This window comes from Candidatus Limimorpha sp. (genome assembly GCF_056203535.1).
The window spans coordinates 37,818-58,799 of record NZ_JBADWU010000084.1 but is presented as its reverse complement, the minus strand read 5'-3'; the positions used below and the strand labels follow the sequence as shown (position 1 = coordinate 58,799).

The 20,982-nt window shown below is 46.8% G+C and carries 19 protein-coding genes and 1 tRNA gene; 8 read left to right on the top strand and 12 right to left on the bottom strand.

All coding sequences use genetic code 11. The features are described from left to right. The 12 genes from AC06MN_RS09965 to trpS form a co-directional block, all read right to left on the bottom strand. A complete protein-coding gene (locus tag AC06MN_RS09965; protein ID WP_475672223.1) occupies nt 1-1,491 on the bottom strand; it encodes a class I adenylate-forming enzyme family protein in 1,491 nt (496 codons plus the stop codon). Between the two features lie 16 nt (nt 1,492-1,507). Next, on the bottom strand, nt 1,508-2,632 hold the full coding sequence (locus AC06MN_RS09960; protein ID WP_475672222.1) for an N-acetyltransferase: 1,125 nt from the start codon (nt 2,630-2,632) through the stop codon (nt 1,508-1,510). A gap of 167 nt (nt 2,633-2,799) precedes the next feature. Continuing rightward, nucleotides 2,800-3,273, bottom strand: coding sequence for an ExbD/TolR family protein (locus tag AC06MN_RS09955; protein ID WP_475672221.1), 474 nt, complete (start codon nt 3,271-3,273; stop codon nt 2,800-2,802). 13 nt (nt 3,274-3,286) lie between these two features. Continuing rightward, entirely contained in the window at nt 3,287-3,856 is a 570-nt protein-coding gene (locus AC06MN_RS09950) for an ExbD/TolR family protein (protein WP_475672220.1), read from the bottom strand. 12 nt (nt 3,857-3,868) lie between these two features. After that, nucleotides 3,869-4,294 carry a hypothetical protein gene (locus AC06MN_RS09945; RefSeq protein ID WP_475672219.1) on the bottom strand — a complete coding sequence of 142 codons (426 nt, stop codon included), beginning with the start codon at nt 4,292-4,294 and terminating at the stop codon, nt 3,869-3,871. Between the two features lie 12 nt (nt 4,295-4,306). Further along, a complete protein-coding gene (locus AC06MN_RS09940; RefSeq protein WP_475672218.1) occupies nt 4,307-5,143 on the bottom strand; it encodes a MotA/TolQ/ExbB proton channel family protein in 837 nt (278 codons plus the stop codon). Between the two features lie 71 nt (nt 5,144-5,214). After that, nucleotides 5,215-5,302 (bottom strand) — tRNA-Ser (locus AC06MN_RS09935). A 180-nt stretch (nt 5,303-5,482) separates the two neighbouring features. Beyond that, nucleotides 5,483-6,514 (bottom strand): type I asparaginase, encoded by a 1,032-nt coding sequence (locus AC06MN_RS09930; protein ID WP_475672278.1) that lies wholly within the window; start codon nt 6,512-6,514, stop codon nt 5,483-5,485. Nucleotides 6,515-6,698: 184 nt separating this feature from the next. Next, the gene (locus AC06MN_RS09925; RefSeq protein ID WP_475672217.1) at nt 6,699-7,472 is read right to left on the bottom strand and encodes a TatD family hydrolase; all 774 of its coding nucleotides are present in this window, start codon (nt 7,470-7,472) and stop codon (nt 6,699-6,701) included. Between the two features lie 11 nt (nt 7,473-7,483). Then, the gene (locus AC06MN_RS09920) at nt 7,484-9,061 is read right to left on the bottom strand and encodes an AAA family ATPase (RefSeq protein ID WP_475672216.1); all 1,578 of its coding nucleotides are present in this window, start codon (nt 9,059-9,061) and stop codon (nt 7,484-7,486) included. A gap of 26 nt (nt 9,062-9,087) precedes the next feature. Beyond that, nucleotides 9,088-10,281: a GTPase HflX gene (hflX, locus tag AC06MN_RS09915; RefSeq protein WP_475672215.1), complete on the bottom strand. Its 1,194-nt coding sequence runs from the start codon at nt 10,279-10,281 to the stop codon at nt 9,088-9,090. A gap of 43 nt (nt 10,282-10,324) precedes the next feature. Further along, the gene (gene trpS, locus AC06MN_RS09910) at nt 10,325-11,320 is read right to left on the bottom strand and encodes a tryptophan--tRNA ligase (protein WP_475672214.1); all 996 of its coding nucleotides are present in this window, start codon (nt 11,318-11,320) and stop codon (nt 10,325-10,327) included. Between the two features lie 419 nt (nt 11,321-11,739). Between trpS and AC06MN_RS09905 the strand changes: the two genes are divergently transcribed. The 8 genes from AC06MN_RS09905 (at nt 11,740) to AC06MN_RS09870 (ending at nt 20,900) form a co-directional block, all read left to right on the top strand. Then, complete coding sequence (locus tag AC06MN_RS09905; protein WP_475672213.1) at nt 11,740-12,732, top strand: AAA family ATPase; 993 nt, start codon at nt 11,740-11,742, stop codon at nt 12,730-12,732. Nucleotides 12,733-12,890: 158 nt separating this feature from the next. Next, nucleotides 12,891-13,295, top strand: a complete 405-nt coding sequence (locus AC06MN_RS09900; RefSeq protein WP_475672212.1) for a four helix bundle protein — start codon at nt 12,891-12,893, stop codon at nt 13,293-13,295. 115 nt (nt 13,296-13,410) lie between these two features. Then, a complete protein-coding gene (locus AC06MN_RS09895; protein WP_475672211.1) occupies nt 13,411-14,289 on the top strand; it encodes a DUF58 domain-containing protein in 879 nt (292 codons plus the stop codon). Continuing rightward, the gene (locus AC06MN_RS09890; RefSeq protein WP_475672210.1) at nt 14,286-15,308 is read left to right on the top strand and encodes a hypothetical protein; all 1,023 of its coding nucleotides are present in this window, start codon (nt 14,286-14,288) and stop codon (nt 15,306-15,308) included. Before AC06MN_RS09895 ends, AC06MN_RS09890 begins: the two co-directional genes overlap by 4 nt. Then, nucleotides 15,301-16,299 (top strand): vWA domain-containing protein, encoded by a 999-nt coding sequence (locus AC06MN_RS09885; RefSeq protein ID WP_475672209.1) that lies wholly within the window; start codon nt 15,301-15,303, stop codon nt 16,297-16,299. Before AC06MN_RS09890 ends, AC06MN_RS09885 begins: the two co-directional genes overlap by 8 nt. Nucleotides 16,300-16,303: 4 nt before the next feature. Beyond that, on the top strand, nt 16,304-17,365 hold the full coding sequence (locus tag AC06MN_RS09880; RefSeq protein WP_475672208.1) for a VWA domain-containing protein: 1,062 nt from the start codon (nt 16,304-16,306) through the stop codon (nt 17,363-17,365). Continuing rightward, nucleotides 17,349-18,983 (top strand): InlB B-repeat-containing protein, encoded by a 1,635-nt coding sequence (locus AC06MN_RS09875; protein WP_475672207.1) that lies wholly within the window; start codon nt 17,349-17,351, stop codon nt 18,981-18,983. Before AC06MN_RS09880 ends, AC06MN_RS09875 begins: the two co-directional genes overlap by 17 nt. 42 nt (nt 18,984-19,025) lie before the next feature. Next, a complete protein-coding gene (locus AC06MN_RS09870) occupies nt 19,026-20,900 on the top strand; it encodes a BatD family protein (RefSeq protein ID WP_475672206.1) in 1,875 nt (624 codons plus the stop codon). Nucleotides 20,901-20,982: the final 82 nt, after the last annotated feature.

Genomic DNA, 20,982 nt, shown 5'->3' with positions numbered 1-20,982 from the left:
TCATTGATTACGTGAAACTTTCAGTGAACCTGTACGCCTAAAATCTTCAGTGCGGATTGTAAACTTCGCAACACGATGTGTTGATGGCAGTTCCGCATTCACCTTTTCGACCAAATCCTTAAAGAAAGCATGGATTTCTTCCTGACTCTTTCCTGCAAAAGCAGCTGGCTGAGGCAGGATTTCCATAGTAATGACAGGTAAACCATCGACTTCCTCTTGCCTCACAAGACAATCCTTGAGGGCATCGCACTTGTAGAAAGGTTCTTCGATGGTCTCCGGCGAAACATTTTCACCGTTAGCAAGGATAATCAGATTCTTGATACGTCCCGTGATGTAAACGAAACCATCTTCATCGATACGACCTAAATCACCACTTTTCACCCAACCGTCTTCAGTCAGGGTTTCCTTTGTCTTTTCGGGATCACCGTAATAGCCAAGGAATACATTGTCACCACGGAACCAGATTTCATCATTCACGATTTTGATTTCCTGTTCCGGATAAACCTTACCAACCGAAGTCGGATGCGTTTTCACATCGGCATTACCCGTTGTCAGATTAGCACCTTCCGTCATGCCGTAACCAGCCAGCAAACTGATGCCAAATTTGTCAAATTCAGTCATCAAACGCGGCGGCACATTGGCAGCCCCCGAAATAATCATTTTCAACTGACCACCAAGGAATTGAGGCCCGTACATCTTGGCAAGACCCATCAACACATCACAAAGGCCAGGAACCAAAATCAGGATTGTAGGCTTAATCATCGGCAATTTGCTAATGGTGGCCTTCATGTCTTCGGCCGAGAACCAGAGTGAGCCTGAATAGAATGCTGATAAAGTACTGCGAATCAAGCCGAAAACATGGCTCAACGGCAACAGGCAGATATATCTTTGTCCAAAGAGTTGGCTTCCTGGAGCAAAACAGCCGTTGAAACCACCTCTTGTCAAGGCACGATGCGGAAGGATTGCACCCTTTGGTGCGCCGGTGGTTCCACCGGTGAAGAAAATGGCGGCGGCATCGTTGCGGTCGACTTCAGCCACAGGAGCTTCAACTTCAGCCATGGATGAAGAAGAAATGACAACACAAGGAGCACCTTGCGTCCTATCCATAAATTCATCTCTAACTGCAAGCACCTTGACACCGAATTTCATGCAGCAGCCTACCACAGCTTGTGCTGGCAATTGTGCCGGCAAATTGATGGCAACATAACCAGCCGATGTCACGGCCAGAAACATTTCAACGGCATCGATAGAGGTGAGTTCCAAAATGGCGACCTTGTCACCTTTTTGCAAGCCCAATCCGTTTAGGAAAGCACGGCGGCGTGCAATCCTTCTGCACATTTCCTTATATGTGTATGTGACAACTGTATCTGAAACGGCAGGCCTGTCCGCCCATTTTTCACCGATCCATTTCACAAATTCCGGCATTGTCGGAATGTAAGTCAGCTGAGCCAATTCGTCAGCCGGAATCATATCATAAAAATAATGTCGCATTTTATAAATATTTTAATTATTCAATTGATTTACAGTAAGATCTACGACGCATAAAAGGTTCCGTCTTATAGTCATTCCAAATCGACTGCACCTTATAATTTGTCTCAAGCTGAGGATTAGTAATCATCTTGGTAATGCCAAACTTTATGCAGTTTTCATGAATATACTTGAAAATCGGAACTATGCCTCCTTTACCCTGATATTCAGGCAGAATGCCAATCATCAAAGCCTCCAAGGTGTCGTTATGCCTGATGGCATGAAGGATGCGCAAAAAACCGAAAGGCAACAGACGGCCATTGCTTCTCTTGACAACTTTCGAAAGCGAAGGAACACAGAAAGCGAACCCCACAGGCTTATCATTCGCATCAATCAGGACGCAGACAAAGTCTTTATTCAGGATTGGAATATAAGTCAGCAAATAACGTTTAATCTGACGGTCGGTAAGAGGCGTAAATTGGAAAAGCGGAGCAAAGGTCTCATTATACATGTGAAAAATAGACATGCCATAGCGTAGACACATCCCTAACATCGTATGGGCTTTAGCTGCACGGAGTCCGAAACGCCTTTCTATCAAATCAGTATATTGAAAAGAGGGGGGAAGAACATCGGGAATATCGACAATTGATTGTGTCCAGTCGACATCCTTGTCAAACCCGATTTGTTTCAAGAGCCTGTCATAATAAGGGAAATTATAAAGACAAGTAAAAGGACTTAAATGCTCATATCCTTCCACAAGAAGACCTTCTCTGTCCATATCGGTAAAGCCAAGCGGCCCTTTTATTAAAGTGCAGCCACGTTCCTTTCCCCATGCTGAAACCGCATCAATCAAAGCCTGCAGCACCTCGACATCTTCAATGAACTCAATCCATCCAAAACGGACAACAGGCTGATGCCAAGTCTCGTTTGCCTTGCGATTGATGATGGCAGCCACACGGCCAACTATCTTGGCATTTTTATAGGCTAAAAAATAATCGGCCTCGCAGTATTCAAAAGCACCATTATGCTTAGGATTGAAAGTGTCAAATTCATCACCTCTTAAAGCGGGAACCCAGTTTTCGCAATCTTTGTATAATTCGTAAGGGAAAAGTATAAACTTCTTTAAATCACTACGATTAGCTATCTTTTTGATTTCAATAGACATAACTCAAGTACCATTTAGGATTGAATGAAAATACAAATTTAGGCAAAAAACAAATCAAAAGAATTAAAAACTTTCAATATTTTCAAAACTTTCAATCAACCATTTCATTACAACAATAAAAAAGGATGGCTTTCGCCATCCTTTTTCAATATCAGACAAATAAATGATTATCTCTGATTTTCAAGAGCGCTACCCTTGAGCGTGGTGTAGTTGATACGGAATGCACCAACCTTACGAAGCTCCTGCTTCACGTCGGTGACGACACCCATACGGGTATCCTTATGCACCTTCAAAGCAGTCGTCATTAACTGACGGTCAGCTTCAGCACGTGATTCACGTTCTTTCATAATCCAGTCGGCGATGTCGTCCGGACGGGCGAAAGCATCATCGAGCTGGATACGTGATTCGGTACCGAGCTTGGTATCACGCGGAGGGCCGATGTAGATGCTGCTCACCAATGCCTTCCTTTCGAGTTTTTGGATTTCGGAAGCCTTAGGCATGGCGGTCTTGACTTTCAGTTCAACGTCACGCATTGAGGTGGTAATCATGAAGAAGAAAATCAACATGTAAACGATATCCGGCAGTGATGAGGTACTCACTTGTGGCACTTCCTTGCTACCTTCTTTTCTGAATTTACCCATAGTTTATCCTCCTTTAATTATTACCGTACACAACAGGTTCAGCTTCACTGACACGTACTGGCACAGCATCATTAATAGCTTTAGTTTGATCTTCGTTGAGTTGGTCGAGATGCTTGTGGAATTTCTGAACTGCCAATTCCTCCTTCATTTCATTGAAGGCGCGTGCCAACTCATTCTGCACACTGATATACATAGCATACGAAGTACCGCGGTCATTCTGCAAGGAAATAACGCCCTTCGACATCAAAACGTCACCAACGAGGTCGAAAGTCTTGGTTTCGACTTCAGGAGCGGTTGGGTCGTTTGGACGTGGAGTCATAAACTCCTTGGCTTGGTCTTTCAGCAAAGAAATGTCGGAAGGACGGCCATTGACCAACAGTCTATCGTTTTTGTTAATCAAAACATTCATCACATTTCTTTCCTTGACCTTCACGTCTTCGTCGTTGACTTCGACAGGAGGAGGCAGACGACGGGTGATACCGTAGTCGACGTCCATTGAAGTGGTCATCAGGAAGAAACACAATAGCAAGAATGCTATGTCAGCCTGCGAACTCGAGTTAATTTCTGGAACTTTCTTGGCCATGATGAAGTGTTTTTATTTACCTGATTTAATAACTGAATAGAGGATGCAAAGAATGCTGACTCCAAGGGTTACATAAAAGAAATCAAGACCGAATTCGACCCAGCCGTGTGTGTTGCCCGAATAGGTGACATCACCAGCCTGATAAGGAATGTCGAAACTGCCTTTTGCCATAATAAATGCTACAACTCCAATAACAACAATTGCACCAATTGCAACTAAGATCTTCTTGCCATTGATACCTTTGACAACGCCGGAAATAATGACAGAGAGCAATGCGATAACGATGCCAAGTATAATCAAGATGTAGCCCCAATTCAGGATAATTGACGTGCGGGAATCACTCGTGAGGTCCATGTAGAAATACACGGCCAAAGCGACAGTGATGAGAGCCAGCACGGCAAGAACCCACTTACCGATGTTTGAAAGCTTACCGTTCATGATTATTACTTATTATTTGTTGTACTTAACGAGGATATCCATAAAGCTGATGGAAGCATCTTCCATGTCGCTTGTAATCTTTTCGATTTTAGTTCCGATGAAGTTGAAGAAAATCTGAAGGATGATAGCTGCGATCAGACCGAACACGGTGGTCAACAGAGCGACCTTCATACCTGATGCAACGATGGTTGGGCTCATATCACCAGCGGCGGCGATATCATCGAAAGCCTGAATCATACCGACAACAGTACCCATGAAACCGAACATAGGAGCCAAGCTGATGCAAAGGCCGACCCAGCTCAAACCGCTTTCAAGCTTACCAGCAGCGACAGCACCGTAAGAAACGAGTGACTTTTCGACTTCTTCAAGTGACTGACCATCCTGCAGACGGATGAGACCCTGAGTGAAAATGCTGGCAACAGGACCGCGTGTGTCCTTGCAGAGTTGCTTAGCACCTTCAACATCACCAGCCTTCATCTTATCTTCGATGCCAGCGAGGAGCTTCTTCGAATTAGCGTCAGCCATCGTCAGATAAATGATTCTTTCAATTGAAACTGCCATACCAATCAAGAGGATGACCAACACGATGCCCATGAAACCAGGACCACCATCGATGAACTGCTTCTTGATTGATTCACGGAAAGTTACAGGAGCTTCTTCAGCTGGCTGAACAGCTTCTACAACTTCTTCTTCTACTGCCTCAACAGCCTCAGCTGGAGTGGCTTCTTCTGGAGCAACGGTCTGTTCTGTTGCTTCTGGTTGTGCTTGCTCTTCTTGAGCAACGACGAGATTGCTGATACCGAATGTCATAAAACCAGCAACCATGAGGAAAGCAATTAATTTTTTCATAGTTAATTTAAATGTTGATTATTACTTTTTTGAATTAATTAATTTCTAACTTACAATTATTCAGTTATTTGCGGAGAGAGCGGGATTCGAACCCGCGATACCCTTTTGGAGTATACACACTTTCCAGGCGTGCTCCTTAAACCACTCGGACATCTCTCCATGGCCTATTTCCAACCCTTCAAACCCTACAAAATCGTTGCGAAAGTACGCATTTTTTTAATTGAAAAATCAAAACTTTCAGAAACATTATTTGTTTTTTTCTCGAAATATTTCCCAAAGCATTGATAATCACTTATTGAACGCAGGATTTTGAGTTTTATTTTATGGAAAGTTTTTTCTTCATTCCGTCATTTCGCCGCGAATTGACATTTCCAAAAGCTTCTTTGTCTTCTCAATCGACAGTCCCTCTCCCATCAGGTACATCAGTTTGGTGATGGCGGCCTCGGTGGTCATGTCGTGGCCACTGATGACCCCGATTTGACCCATGCCGAGACTTGTTTCGTAACGGCCCATTTCAACCGAACCCGATTCGCATTGCGTTATATTCAGGATAATCAAGCCTTTATCGGCAGCCTCCTTTAAGGCGGAAAGGAACCAAGGTGCCGTGGTCGCATTGCCCGAGCCGAAAGTTTCCAGCACAACGGCCTTCAGGTCGGGAGCTGAGAGGAAATGTCGGACAAACGATTCGGAGATGCCTGGGAACAATTTCAGGATGCCCACGTTGCTATCCATGTTCTTGTGAACCTTCAGCTTCTTGAAATTCGGTTTGAAGATTTTCTCCTTGTTATATTTAATATGTATACCCACATCGGCGAGGTTCGGGAAATTGCAGGAAGCAAAAGCATCGAAGCCTTCTGCATTGAACTTCGTCGTGCGGTTGCCACGCAAAAGCTGATTCTGGAAGAAAATGCAAACTTCAGGCACAATCGACACCTCATCTTGCTTGGCAGCAGCAATTTCGATGGCACCAAGGAAATTCGTCCTGCCATCAGTGCGCACCAAACCCATCGGGAGCTGCGAACCTGTCAAAACGACTGGCTTGTTCAGATTTTCGAGCATGAAACTCAGTGCAGAGGCCGTATAAGCCATCGTGTCAGAGCCGTGCAAGACGACAAAACCATCATACAGTTCATAGTTTTCTTCAATCTTATCCACTAAACGAATCCAAAACGCCGGATCCATGTTGGATGAATCAATCAGCGGGTCAAAGGAATAGAAATCGATTTTGTAACCCAAATCGCGCAACATCGGGACATGGGTGTAGATATTACTGAAATCGAAAGGCGCCCAAGCACCCGTTTTCGGGTCTTGCATCATGCCTATGGTGCCGCCTGTGTAAAGCACCAGAATGGATATTTCTTCGCGTTGTATCATTGTTTGGAGTATTTTGACAATTGGACTTTTAGACTTCTTGGATTTTGATTTAAAGATTTAATATTTAACGATTTAAAGATTTGACTTTTGGACTATTGGACATTTTGACTTTTGGACTATTGGACAACTGATAACTGTAAACTGATAACTGATAACCATAAACCGATAACCAACTTTACTTTTAGACCATTAAATTAAACAAACCAAGTGCATTTTCAGTAGTAACCTCAGCTATTTCCTCAAGCGGGCATTGCCTTATTTCGGCTATCCGTCTCGCCGTATCAACCATAAAGGTCGGTTCGTTGCGTTTGCCGCGATGCGGAACGGGCGAAAGATACGGGGCATCGGTCTCAAGGACAATCCGTTCCAAAGGCAGTTCGGAGAGGAAATCCTTTACCGGACAGTTTTTGTAAGTGGTCACGCCACCCAGACCGAGGTGAAAACCGAGGTCGAGATAAGCCTTTGCATCGTCGAGGGTTCCGTTGAAACAATGCATCACGCCACGCAAGCCGCCATCCTGCTTCTTTTCCAAAATGGCACGCATCTTGTCGAAAGCATTGCGGGCATGAATGGAAACGGGCAGTTTCAGTTGCTTTGCCCAATCCAGCTGAAGCTCAAAGACTTCCTGCTGCTGTTTTTCAAAAGACATGTCCCAATAAAAATCCAGGCCGATTTCACCCACACCTATATATATATCCTTCTCCAATTCCTTCTCGATGCAGGCCATCACCTTTTTGTAATCCTCACGCACCTCTTCGGGCTGCAAGCCCATCATCACGCGGCAATGTTCGGGGAACTGGCCGAAAGTATCGAGCATAGGCGCAATCGTGCTGACATCCACATTGGGCAGTAGCAGCATCTGCACACCGTTTTCAACGGCACGCTGCACCACTTCGGCACGGTCGGTGTCAAATTCCTTGTCGTAGATATGTGTATGTGTATCAACGAAAAACATTTCCATGACATTTATGAAAATAGTTCCTCAATTCTGCATTGATGTTCCTTAGTTTTCTCATCGTAATTGATACCCACGAAAAGTAAATTGCCACGGTAGTGTTCCAGCAGGTCATCATATTTCTTCTTCTTGATCTGGTTAATCGCCGATTCCGCCGACTTGTTGTTTTTCAACTCGATAATCAAGGCCGGAATGTTCGGCACGTATGGAATCAGGGCTAGGTCGGCATAGCCCTTGCCCGTCGGCAGTTCCTTGATGACCGTGTATTTCAGGTTGGCGTAGAAATAAGCCAGGCCGATGGCGCTTTGGAAGGAAGCCTCGTTGTTGTAGGTCAAAGGGTTGGTGGTGCGCAGGTGGGCCTCGGTCAAGGCGGCGGCAACGGCTTCCTCGTCTTTGTTGATGGTCGCCTCTAAAAGTGCCTTCGAATCGTTCACCAGCTTGATGACAGGCTGGTAGTCCTGCTCGTTCTCAACAGAGAATATCCATTGTTCCCTGATTTCACTGTTCGGGATATAGCACTGGCGGGTCTCGCGGTCGTAGGCCAGATAGCCCAGATGTATCAGATAGGTGAACACGTCGTCTTTACTGTGGAAATCCGTCATCGTGTTCAGGTACTTGTAAACGTTCACATCGACCTTCCCGCCGCCTATCATCCTGACAACATCGTCCTTCATGCCGTTGAAGTTCATCAGGATATAGAGTTTCAGGGCTTCGTAGGAGCCGGTCTGCGTCCAGTAGCTGCCAAACGAATGTTTCATCATGGCACTCACCACCGACTTCGGACTGAAAATCTCATGTATGTCATTCAGGTCGTAGCCATCGTACCAACGCCTGCACTCCTCGTAGTCCATGCCGTACAGTTCGCATAGTGCTTTCGTTTCTTCGGCTGTGAAACCGACAAATTCGGCAAGTTGCGATGCATCAGTCATGGAATACTCATCAAAGAGGTTCAGCTTCGACTGTATCTTGTCGCGAATGACGGGAAGAATGCCTGTGAGATAAGCAAGTGAGATGGCAGGCGAAAGGTCGGCATTCTTGAACAGGCCGTTGAGAAAAGAAAGATACGATTGGAACAGTTTCGGTGACACCTGCTCACGAACAAGCACGTCGTATTCGTCGATGATGATGGCAAAAGTCTCGCCCGTTGCGGCATAAACTTTCATTATCGCCAAAGCCAACGAGTCGTTGTCTTTGAACTTTACTGTTTGGAATGTCTGCCTAAACTCGTCAAGAACGAGTTCCGTGATAAATCCTACCAGATTTTCCTCATCACCTGCCAAACGGAACATGGCATTCAAGTCAAACTTGACCACATTCAGCTTGTTGAGATAGGTCTCATAGCTCTTGTCCTGGGCAATCTTCAAGTCCTTGAACAATTCTCGCGAATCGCAGCCCTTCGAATAGTAGGCCGAAATCATGTTGCCCATCATGCTCTTGCCGAAACGGCGCGGACGGGATACGCATAAGAAATTGTTCTCTGTATCAACAAGTTTGTTCAGTTCGGCAATCATCATCGACTTGTCGATAAAGATTTCCGATTTTCTGGCTCGCTGCAGCAGCGCATTGCCTGGATTTAAATAAATGCCCATAACATATATTGTTTTCAGTTACTTATTCAATATAAGAAATTATCATACGGATAACGGATAGCGTGCATATCGCGGATTTCCTTATAGAGCAAATCCCTGAATTCCTGATAGTTGTCGCGACTCTTTGCAGAAATGAAAATGCAAGGCTTGTCGGTCTTGGCCATCCAAGTCTGTTTCAGTTCTTTGTAGGAGACATTGCGTTTGGTGGTCGGCATCAGGTCGTCAGGGTCTTTTTCTTCCCATGTGTAAGCATCTATCTTGTTGAAAACCATGATGGTCTTCTTATCCGATGCGCCCAATTCATTCAAAGTTTGGTTGACGACTTCGATCTGCGATTCAAAATCGGGATGGGAAATGTCGACAACGTGCAGCAGAATATCGGACTCGCGCACCTCATCAAGCGTCGATTTGAACGATTCCACCAAGCCATGCGGCAGTTTACGGATAAAACCAACCGTATCGGACAACAGGAAAGGCAGATTTTCGACCACAACCTTGCGCACCGTAGTGTCAAGCGTAGCGAAAAGCTTGTTTTCGGTATACACCTCCGACTTGCTCAGCAGGTTCATAATCGTCGATTTGCCCACGTTGGTATAGCCCACCAGTGCAACACGTACCAGTTTGCCACGCTGCTTACGCTGCACGGTCTTCTGCATGTCGATTTCCTTGAGCTTCTCCTTCAGATTGGCAATACGCTCCAAAATCAATCGGCGGTCAGTCTCAATCTGGGTTTCACCAGGACCGCGCATTCCGATACCGCCCCGCTGGCGTTCCAAGTGTGTCCACATTCGGGTCAGACGCGGCAGAAGATATTGATATTGCGCCAACTCCACTTGTGCTTTTGCGTGAGAGGTGTGCGCATTGGAAGCGAAAATATCCAGAATCAGACTGGTCCTATCCAAAATTCGGCACTCCAAGGCGTTCTCCATATTGCGGAGTTGCGTGGCACTCAGTTCGTCGTCGACCACAGCAAGTTGCAGGTCCTCAGCCTTGATATACTGATGAATCTCCTCCAGTTTGCCAGAACCGAGATAGGTCACGCTGCTCGGACGGTCCATGGCCTGCACGAAACGTGCCACGGGCACACCGCCTGCCGTCTCCAAGAGGAAAGCCAGTTCGTCCAAATATTCTTCCGTGCGCTCACGGCTCTGTTCGCGTGTTGCTGCGGCAATCAGGACGGCACGCTCCGGAATCTTCTCGTATGTTACAAAATCTCCCATTTTTTCAGCCTTTAGCTATTAGCCTTTAGCCATTAGCTAAGGCTTAGAAATGTTTAAAACCAATGATTTTCCTCACTTCATTCAGGGTCTTCGATGCGCTTTCACGCGCCTTTTCGGCACCCATGCGTGCAATACGGTCGAGACGAGCCTCGTCGGACGAGAACTCCACGATGCGTTCACGAATCGGGGCGATGGTCTTCACCATGTCTTCGGCAAGTTGCTTCTTCATGTCACCATAGCGAATCGAGCAGTCGTTCCATTTCTCATCGAAATACTTCACCGTTTCCGGTTCGCTGACGATGCTCATCATCGTGAAAAGGTTCTGGATCACCTCTGGTTTTGGACTATTGGGTTCAGTTGGGCCGCTGTCGGTAACGGCACGCATCACTTTCTTGCGCATGGTCTTTTCGTCTTCGAAAAGATAAATGCAGTTGCCATCGCTCTTGCCCATCTTGCCACTGCCGTCCAAACCCGGGACCTTAATGGCGTCGCCACCGAAATAGTAATTCTGTGGTTCGGCAAAGAACTCCACATTATATATATTGTTGAAACGGCGGGCGCACTTGCGGGCCATCTCCATGTTCTGTTCCTGGTCCTTGCCTACCGGCACCCATTTGGCACGGTGCTGCAGAATGTCAGCAGCCATCAGCGTGGGATAGGTATAGAGTCCGGCATTCACATTGTCAGGCTGTTGACGGGCCTTTTCCTTGAAAGTAGTCACACGGCCCAATTCGCCGATGTAGGCATTCATGTTGAAATAGAGATAGAGTTCCAAAGTCTCCGGCACATCGCTTTGGATATAGATGGTGGCTTTTTCGGGATCGATGCCACAGGCAAGATATTCGGCCAAAATGGTGCGGGCCGACTTCTGTATGTTTTCAGGCGTAGGATGTGTGGTCAGCGAATGCCAGTCGGCAATGAAGAAATAGCAATTATAGTCTTCTTGCATCTTCACGAAGCTGCGCACGGCACCATAGTAGTTGCCAAGATGGAGGTTGCCTGTAGGGCGGATGCCACTCAATACGATTTCGTTTTTCATATTCGTTCAAAGATATTTGGGGGCAAAGGTACGAATTTTCAAATTACGCAATAGTCGTATTGTTTTTTTTTCGGTCATAAATCTGACATGAATCTTTCATAAACCATTGGTTTTTCTCTGCTGAGTATGTTGACTCCCGCAGTGCCTTCTTGGACACAAATCTTTCAAGAATCTTTTCCGTCCATGGTGGCAGTCAGTAAATGCGGAGCGAATTAGGAGTAATTTTTATTACTGATTCCATCCAATCTGTTTACTCTGTTTTTGTCGAAAACTGAGAAAAACCCTACATTTTTTTCTTTTTCCTGTTTCTTTCATCTTCCCACAATAAAATTATTAAATAGGAGTTTAATCTCTGAAAGATAAGCGTATTTTTGCACGCTCAAAAATTGAATGATAAACAACAAAAAATAATACCGAAAATGATTGAAACAGACATCCGTGAACTGAACGAGAAAATCCAAAGGGAGAGCCAGTTCGTTGATTTGATCAACTTGGAAATGAACAAGGTCATCGTGGGACAGAAACAGATGACCGAACGTTTGCTCATCGGCCTTTTGGCTAATGGACATATTTTGCTTGAAGGCGTGCCGGGCTTGGCTAAGACATTGGCTATTAAATCAATGGCAAGTGCCATCGATGCCGACTTCGCCCGCATACAGTTTACTCCTGATTTGCTGCCAGCCGACTTGATAGGTACCTTGATTTACAGTCAGAAGAAGGAAGAGTTTGTGGTGCGTCGTGGCCCTATCTTCGCCAACTTCGTCCTTGCCGATGAAATCAACCGTTCGCCCGCCAAGGTGCAGAGTGCTTTGCTCGAAGCCATGCAGGAACATCAGGTGACCATTGGCGACGAGACCTTCAAACTGCCGGATCCTTTCCTCGTCATGGCTACCCAGAATCCGATTGAACAGGAAGGCACTTATCCGCTGCCTGAAGCTCAAGTCGACCGTTTCATGCTGAAAGTCGTCATCAATTATCCTAAGAAAGAAGAAGAAAAGCAGATCCTCCGTCAGAACATCAGCGGTGCCGCTGCAAAAATCAATGCCGTCATCAAGCCGGAAGACATCATCCGTGCCCGTGAGGTCTGCCGCGAAATCTATCTCGACGAAAAGATTGAAAACTATATCACCGACATTGTTTTCGCTTCACGTTTCCCGTCGGATTACAAACTGAAGAAGTTTGCCAACATGATCAGCTATGGCGGTTCGCCTCGTGCTACCATCAATCTGGCTTTGGCTGCCAAGGCTTACGCCTTCATCAAGCGTCGCGGCTATGTCATCCCTGAAGACATCCGTGCCGTGGCTCCTGACGTATTGCGTCACCGTATCGGCCTGACCTACGAAGCTGAAGCCGAGAACGTCACCACCGAAGAAATCATCAACGAAATTCTGAATACGATTGAGGTTCCGTGATTCTTTTTTGGTTTTCAGTTCACAGTTTTCAGTTTACGGTTTTCAGTTTTTAGTTTACAGTTTATACATATCGAAAACCGAAGACCGATTACTGATAACTGATTACTGATAACTGAAAACCGAAGACCGATTACTGATAACCACAAAAACAACACACAATGCAAGACTATCATCAATTAAAGGTTTGGGAAGTGAGTCATGAATTTGCCGTTGGCATTTTCCGGATTTCCAGAAGTTTTCCGAAAGAAGAGCTATACGGTATTACTTCACAGGTCAGAAGGGCTGCTTTCTCTATACCTATTAACATAGCTGAAGGTTGCGGACACCACACTTCAAAAGATTTTGCACATTTTTTGGATATGGCAATGGGCTCTGCATCAGAGGTTGAGGAAGAATTGCTGATTTTGCGCGATATTGAATTCCTAGATAAGAAGACACACACCATTCAGGAAGAAAACATCAAGAAAATCAAAAAGATGATAGCTAAATTGATTGATGCTGTGAGAGGAAACGGAGGTCCGTCAGATGATGATGTGATACCACCAAGTGATAATAAAAAGTGAAAGTGTTGAAAGTGATAGGTTTACAGATTATGGTTTACGGTTCTCAGTTTACAGTTTACTGATAACTGAAAACTGATAACCGATAACTGAAAACCGAAAACTGATAACATCAAAAATGGAAACAAACGATATATTTAAAAAGGTAAGGAAAATCGAAATCAAGACGCGAGGGCTGTCGAACCACATCTTCTCGGGCCAGTACCATAGTGCCTTCAAGGGCCGTGGTATGACTTTCAGCGAGGTGCGCGAATATGAGTTCGGCGACGACATCCGCAATATCGACTGGAATGTCACGGCTCGTTTCAACCGTCCTTTCGTCAAGATATTTGAGGAAGAGCGTGAGATGACGGTCATGCTGCTCATAGATGTCTCCGGCTCAAACGATTTCGGTTCCCTGTCGCAGTCGAAACGCGACTTGACGGCAGAACTGGCCGCCGTGCTTGCTTTTTCGGCCATTCAGAACAACGATAAGGTGGGCGTGATTTTCTTCAGTAGTAAGATCGAGAAATTCATTCCGCCCAAGAAGGGCAGTTCGCATATCTTGCGCATTATCCGCGAAATTGTTGACTTCCAGCCGACTGAAAGAGGCACCGACATTGGCGAAGGCTTGCGTTTCCTCACCAGTGCCATCAAGCGTCGCACTACGGCTTTCCTCATTTCCGACTTCATGACCACTAAGAGTTTTGAAAAGGAAATGCAGATTGCCGCCAACAAGCACGATCTCGTCGCCTTGCGTATCACCGACCGTCGTGAGATGGACATCCCGAAAGTGGGTCTGGTGAAATTCCGCGATTCGGAAACAGGTGTCGACCGTTGGGTGGATACCTCAAGCAACGCTTGGCGCAAGGCTTACCAGCAGATGATTCAGTATAAATCGTCCGAATTGAGCCGCACTTTCAGCGTGCATGGCATTGATAACACCTTGATTTATACCGATGAAGATTATGTGAAACCATTGATGCAACTTTTCAAGAAAAGGGAATCAAGAAGATGAAGAAATGTATTTTGTTTGTCATGGCCTGCTGCTGCTGGCTCTTCGCTTCGGCACAAAATATCGAAGTGTCGGGCGAGGTGGATGATGCCAACGTGTCGGTCGGCAAGCCATTTGACTTGAATTTGCACCTGAAAGTGCCGTATGGTTACTATGTGGAATGGAACGAGTTTGCCGGTGATGCGCTCTCCGACCAGATCGACATTCTGAAAAGAGGCCAAGTCAACCGCACTGCCGATGCCGATAGCAACATCATCGTCGACCAGACTTTGACCTTGATGACTTTCGACACGGGCCGTGTCCAGTTGCCATCGGTGGCTTTGACCTACGCCAAGTCGTTCGACGACCCGATGCGTATGCAGGCGCTCACCGACCCGATTGATTTGTTCGTGACGACTATCACGGTCGACACCACACAGTCGTATCGTCCTATCGTTGAGCCTATTGCGGAACCAATTAGTATGCGCGATGTGTTCCTGTGGCTGTTGGGTCTGCTCTTGCTCGTGTTGATAGGTCTCGGCATTTGGTTCTATCTGAAGCATCGCAAGCCGAAAGTCGATGAAAACGGCAATGTCGTTTCAGGACCAGTCATCCCGCCTTACACCAAGGCCATCGACGATTTGGAGAACCTGCGTCAGCAGAAACTCTGGCAGTTGGGCAAGACGAAGGAATATTACTCCTCCATGTCCGACATCGCCCGCGAATACATCGAAGGTCAGTTTGGCGTGAATGCCGTTGAGATGACCACTGATGCTATTTTGGAGGAAATCAAGCCATTGCGTTTCAACGAACAGATTTACGGTAAGTTGAAAGACACTATGGAACTTGCTGACTTGGTGAAGTTTGCCAAATATTCCACTACTTCGTTGGAAAACGATGTGGCGATGAACAACATGACGGATTTCGTGAATGAGAGTTATGCACACTATCAGGACATGAAAGCCAAGGAAGTGCAAATCGAGGCCAATAAGAAGGCTGCCGCCAAGGAAGCGGAAAAGAAGGAGGGACAGGAAAATGTTTGAACAACTTGAATTTGCCAATCCCGGTCTTTTGTGGGGACTTTTGATTGTGCCTCTGGCCATTGCATGGTATGTGTTGCGCCACAGGAAACAGGAAGCCTCGGTGCGTTTCTCCGACATGAGCGGTTTCACCAACTTGCCGAAGACATGGAAAGCCTATCTGCGTCACCTGCTTTTTGCTTTGAAAATGGCGGCTTTGGCCTTGTTAATCATTGCCATAGCACGTCCGCAAAGTGCATCGACCAATAAGAAATCCAATATTGAAGGCATCGACATCGTGATGGCTATGGACGTTTCAGGTTCCATGTTGGCCCGCGACTTGAAGCCCGACCGCTTGACGGCTGCCAAGAATGTGGCTTCGGAATTTGTCGAAGGCCGTCCGGGCGACCGCATGGGTCTGGTCATTTTCTCAGGCGAATCGTTCACCCAAGTGCCTTTGACCACTGACCATGGCGTGATGCTCAATATGCTTGCCGAGATGAAGAACGGTCTCATCGACGATGGTACTGCCATTGGCGATGGCTTGGCCACTTCCATCAGCAGACTGAAGGACAGCGATGCCATCTCAAAGGTCATCATTTTGTTGACCGATGGTATGAACAATGCCGGTTCCGTCGACCCGTACACGGCTGCCGAAATGGCAAAACTGTTTGGCATCCGTGTCTATACGATTGCTGTTGGCACCTACGGCACGGCACCTTATCCCGTGCAGACGCCTTTCGGTCAGCAGATTCAGCAGATGAAAGTCGAAATTGATGAGAAACTGCTGCAAAGCATTGCCAACTCTACCGACGGCAAGTATTTCCGTGCGACTTCCAATCAGAAATTGGATGAAATCTATCAGGAAATCGACAAGTTGGAACGTTCCAAGATTGAGGTCACGGAGTTCCGTCGCCTGCACGAAGAGTTTTATCCTTTCGTGGCTTGGGCTTTGGCATTGCTCTTGCTTGAGTTCCTGTTACGCAAGACTGTTTTTAGAACGATAACTGATTAAGGCTATGGAAAACGTATTAAGATTTGAACATCCAGAATATCTTTACGGTCTGATAGTCATTCCGTTATTGATAATCATTTATATTCTGATTTGCATCAGGCAGAACAAGCAGTTCAAGCGTTTCGCCAGCACCGAAATGCGCGAATATCTTGTCCCGTCATACTCTACGCGTCGTCGCAATTTCAAGTTTGTCGTGTTCCTGCTGATGGTGTCCAGCCTCATTTTGGCTTTAGCCAACTTGCAGAGCGGCTCGAAGATGGAAGAGGTGAAGCGCGAAGGCATCGATTTGTATCTTGCCGTCGACGTCTCCAATTCCATGAATGCGGAGGACATTGCGCCGAGCCGTTTGGAACGCTCCAAGCAGGCTATCAACAAGCTGATTAGCGACATGAAGGGCGACCGCATCGGTGTCATTGTCTTTGCTGACAAGGCTTTCGTGCAGCTGCCAATCACCACCGACTATACCGCTGCCAAGATGTTCCTCTCGACGGTGAACACCAGCCTTGTGGCATCGCAAGGTACGGCCATTGCCGAGGCTATCAATCTGGCTATGAAGTCGTTTTCTGAAGAAGACCACAGCAAGGCCATCATCATCATCTCCGATGGTGAAGACCATGAGAATGACGAAGCTGTCAAGGCAGCACAGGAAGCCGCCAAGCAAGGCGTGAAGGTCTATACCATAGGCATGGGTCTGGCTGATGGCGCCCCGATTCCGGAATACAACCAGTATGGTCATCAGATCGGATACCGCAAGGACCGTCAGGGCAATACCATCATCACCCGTCTCGACGAACAGATGTTGCAGAAAATCGCTTCGGCAGGCAATGGCTTGTATGTGCGTGCCAGCAATTCGAATGTGGGTCTGGAAAAGATTTACGACGACATCAACAAGATGGATAAGTCGGAAATCGAGACCAAGGTCTTCACCGATTACGAAGACCAGTTCCAATGGTTCGTTGCAGCGGCCCTCATGCTGCTGCTGATAGAGATTTTCATTTCGTCGGGCAAGAAAGAGTGGGAGAGAAAGTTTAACATTTTTGAGAAGAAAGATGAAAACATTCAGTAAATACATATTGACACTGGCCTTTTTCGTGATGACGGTTTCGCTGTCGGCACAAACCGATGTGAAGCTGATTCGTAAAGGCAACCGCAATTACAAGCGCTCGAATTATGCCGAGGCTGAGGTCAATTACAAGAAGGCTTTGGAAGCGCGTCCCAACAATGCCAATGCACAGTTCAATCTGGGCGATGCCTTGTATGCGCAGGGAAATTATGATGGTGCATACGAGACGTTCCAGAAAGTACTCGACATGACGTCCGATGCCAAACTGAAATCGAATGCCGTCTTCAATATGGGCAACTGCCTTCTGGCCCAGGATAAGTTTTATGATGCCTTTAATATATATAAGGTGCCGCTGAAACTGAACCCTGACAATGCCGATGCGCTTTACAATCTGGAATATTGCCGTGCGCATTTGGTCAAGAGCCACATCTATATATATAAAGGTATGGAGCATGGCTCGGTTGAGGCTTCTGAAGAAGTGGCTTTCAACGGACAGAAGGTCACGCTTTCGGCACAGGCCGAAGAAGGTTATGCCTTGTCGAAATACATTGTGGTGCGTGCCGACAATACCGAGGTCACGGTTGAGGTGAGCGGCAGCAGTTTCATCATGCCGAAATTCGATGTCTTGGTGTCGGCTGAATTCAAGCAGGCACACAAGATTTCGATTGAAGAAAACATTCCTCACGGTACGGTGATGGCCGACAAGCAAAAGGCCGTTGAAGGTCAGCAGGTTGTGCTGAGTGCCCAACCTGAACTGAATTACATGGTCGACAAATACACGGTTTACAAGACGGGCAACCGCAACGACACGATACCGGTCAACGACACGGTTTTCACCATGCCTGACTTTGATGTGACGGTGACGGCAACTTTCAGAACGGCTTTGCACGTTCATGTGGATGCCACTGAAAACGGCACGATTCGCGTCTCCGACAGTTTGGCTGTCCCAGGTCAGAATATTGGCGTGATTGTCACCCCGGATAAAGGTTATCAGCTTGCCGATTTGCGCGTGGTCAGCGATACCGATCCTACCATGTCGGCACTGGTTTCCGACGAAAACGTCTTCCAGATGCTGGAGACCGATGTCACGGTGAAGGCAACTTTTGTCGAAGCTGACCGTTATTATAAGGTGACGCCCGACACTTTGGTGGAAGGCGGTCATGTCCTGCTCGATGTTTCGGAGGCTACGCCTCGCGAGACGGTGGCTTTGCGCAACGCGCCCGAACCAGGCTACAAATTCAAGGAATACCGCATCACGATGGATGGCGACACTTCGATTCACATCCAGCCTTTGGGCAATTTCTTCACCATGCCTGATTTCGATGTCGTGGTCTCGGCTGTCTTCGAAAAGAATGAAGATCAGAACCAGGACCAGCAGCAGCAACAACAGCAACAACAACAGCAACAAGACCAGCAGGACCAGCAGGACCAGCAACAACAAGACCAACAGCAGCAGCAACAACAGAATCAGCAGCAACAGCAGCAGAATCAGGAAATGTCGAAAGAGGACGCTCAGCGCATGTTGGATGCTTTGGAAAACCAGGAAAAGAAGACGATGGAGAAGGTCAACGAACAAAAAATCAGGACCCAACCGAAACGTCAGAGTGAGAAAGACTGGTAAATGGTAAATTTCATTATTTTTGCAGCTTCAAAAGAATTACGTATGAAGAAGATAGTTAGATTGCTTTTGATAATCGGATTTTTGGCACCGGCCATGCTTTGGGCGCAAGATGTCACCTTGAAGGCATCGGCCAAGAAACAGGTCGTGGTGGGAGAGAAGTTTCAGGTTGTCTACGAACTGAATGCGGAAGGCAAGAACTTCAAGGCACCTTCGTTTGACGGTTTCAATGTCGTTGGTGGGCCTTTCACCTCATCGAGTTCAAGTTTCCAGATGATCAACGGCTCCATGTCACATTCCGTCACGAACACTTACACTTTTGCCTTGCAGGCCTATAAGGAAGGTGAATTTCACATTGGTTCTGCATCGGTGACGGTGAAAGGCGATAAGGTGACAAGTAATGCTTTGGACATCAAGGTTTTGCCTGATAACGGCAATGCATACGGTGGCAATTCTCAATATGCCCAAGGTGGCCAAAGCCAACAGCAGCAAAGCTCCAACGACCCTCAGGTCAGCGGCAAGGATTTGTTCCTGAAGGTCACGCCTTCAAAGAAAACCGTTTATTTGGGCGAACAGCTTGTCTTGACTTACAAACTTTACACCAAGGTTGGCGTTTCATCGCTTTCGGTTTCCAAGATGCCGTCCTACGCAGGTGCTTGGATGAAAGACATTAGTGATAACAATGGCGGTGCCTTGCGTCAGGGTTCGGAAGTTGTCAATGGCATTGAATACACAACGGCTGAAATTCAGAAAGTTGTACTTGTGCCGCAGCGTGCCGGCAAATTGGTTATTGACCCAATGTCTATTGAATGTATCGCTCAGGTGCCCACAAGCCGCAGCAACCGTCGCAACAGCATGGATCCATTCGATATGTTCTTCAATGATCCGTTTTTCGGTGGTGGCTACACGAATGTGCAAAAGGAATTGAGTTGCTCGTCGCTTGGCATCGATGTGAAGAGTTTGCCTGAAGATAATAAGCCGGCAAGTTTTGCAGGCGCCGTGGGCAATTACAATTTCAAGTCGGAAATCGACAAGACCGAACTCAAGACCAACGAAGCCTTCACCTTGACTCTGACGGTCTCGGGTCAAGGCAACATAGAACTGCTTCAAATGCCGGAACCTGTTTTCCCGCCTGATTTTGAAGTCTATGACCCAAAGATTGTCGTTGATGCCAATCCTTCTGCAAATGGAATATCGGGAACGAAACGCGCTGAATATCTTGTCATTCCGCGTCGTGTCGGTGATTTCACCATTGCGCCGGTTGAATTTTCGTATTTAAATCCTACCAATGGCACCTATACGGCTTTGAGTTCCGACCAATACGACATCCATGTCGAAAAGGGTGAAGGCGGCGATGCTGACGGCAATACGATTTACGCTTCCAATCAGGAAGGCATCAAGTATTTGGGTAGCGACATCCGCCACATCATGACGGGCAATGCGCATCTCAGAAACTCGAACAGTTTCTTCTTCGCTTCGCCGGCCTATTTCGTGATATTGCTTGTGCTTCTCATTGCTTTCATCGTGCTGCTGATTGTCTCGAAGCAACGTGCAGCTTTGCGTCAGGATGAAGCCAAGACCCGCAACAAGAAAGCCACCAAGGTAGCTCGAGGCCGTTTGAAGAATGCCTTGAAATACCTGAATGTCAAGGATCAGAATAATTTCTACAATGAAATGTCGCAGGCTTTGTGGGGCTATATCTCCGACAAGCTTGGCATTGAACGTGCCAAATTGTCGATGGAGACGGTCAATGAAGCGATGTCGGCCAAGAATGTCCCTGAAGATTTGACCAGACAGTTTGTCGATACCTTGAACAATTGCGAGTTTGCCCGCTTCGCTCCTGGCGATGCCAGCAAGAAGATGGACGACCTTTATCAGCAAGGTATTGATGTGATTTCAAAGGCGGAAAGGGTATTGTAGTTAGGAGTGAGGAATTAGGAGTTAGGAGTAGAGACGCGATTTATCGCGTCTGGCAACAGAATGTGAAATATAGTGAAGCACT

Excerpts from the sequence above, each read along its gene's own strand:
- AC06MN_RS09965 (WP_475672223.1), bottom strand. The coding sequence starts at position 1,491 with ATGCGACATTATTTTTATGATATGATTCCGGCTGACGAATTGGCTCAG.
- AC06MN_RS09940 (WP_475672218.1), bottom strand. The coding sequence starts at position 5,143 with ATGAAAAAATTAATTGCTTTCCTCATGGTTGCTGGTTTTATGACATTC.
- AC06MN_RS09955 (WP_475672221.1), bottom strand. The coding sequence starts at position 3,273 with ATGGGTAAATTCAGAAAAGAAGGTAGCAAGGAAGTGCCACAAGTGAGT.
- AC06MN_RS09870 (WP_475672206.1), top strand. The coding sequence starts at position 19,026 with ATGAAGAAGATAGTTAGATTGCTTTTGATAATCGGATTTTTGGCACCG.
- hflX (WP_475672215.1), bottom strand. The coding sequence starts at position 10,281 with ATGGGAGATTTTGTAACATACGAGAAGATTCCGGAGCGTGCCGTCCTG.
- AC06MN_RS09885 (WP_475672209.1), top strand. The coding sequence starts at position 15,301 with ATGTTTGAACAACTTGAATTTGCCAATCCCGGTCTTTTGTGGGGACTT.
- AC06MN_RS09875 (WP_475672207.1), top strand. The coding sequence starts at position 17,349 with ATGAAAACATTCAGTAAATACATATTGACACTGGCCTTTTTCGTGATG.
- AC06MN_RS09905 (WP_475672213.1), top strand. The coding sequence starts at position 11,740 with ATGATTGAAACAGACATCCGTGAACTGAACGAGAAAATCCAAAGGGAG.
- AC06MN_RS09950 (WP_475672220.1), bottom strand. The coding sequence starts at position 3,856 with ATGGCCAAGAAAGTTCCAGAAATTAACTCGAGTTCGCAGGCTGACATA.
- AC06MN_RS09960 (WP_475672222.1), bottom strand. The coding sequence starts at position 2,632 with ATGTCTATTGAAATCAAAAAGATAGCTAATCGTAGTGATTTAAAGAAG.
- trpS (WP_475672214.1), bottom strand. The coding sequence starts at position 11,320 with ATGAAAAACGAAATCGTATTGAGTGGCATCCGCCCTACAGGCAACCTC.
- AC06MN_RS09880 (WP_475672208.1), top strand. The coding sequence starts at position 16,304 with ATGGAAAACGTATTAAGATTTGAACATCCAGAATATCTTTACGGTCTG.
- AC06MN_RS09945 (WP_475672219.1), bottom strand. The coding sequence starts at position 4,294 with ATGAACGGTAAGCTTTCAAACATCGGTAAGTGGGTTCTTGCCGTGCTG.
- AC06MN_RS09895 (WP_475672211.1), top strand. The coding sequence starts at position 13,411 with ATGGAAACAAACGATATATTTAAAAAGGTAAGGAAAATCGAAATCAAG.
- AC06MN_RS09925 (WP_475672217.1), bottom strand. The coding sequence starts at position 7,472 with ATGTTTTTCGTTGATACACATACACATATCTACGACAAGGAATTTGAC.
- AC06MN_RS09920 (WP_475672216.1), bottom strand. The coding sequence starts at position 9,061 with ATGGGCATTTATTTAAATCCAGGCAATGCGCTGCTGCAGCGAGCCAGA.
- AC06MN_RS09890 (WP_475672210.1), top strand. The coding sequence starts at position 14,286 with ATGAAGAAATGTATTTTGTTTGTCATGGCCTGCTGCTGCTGGCTCTTC.
- AC06MN_RS09900 (WP_475672212.1), top strand. The coding sequence starts at position 12,891 with ATGCAAGACTATCATCAATTAAAGGTTTGGGAAGTGAGTCATGAATTT.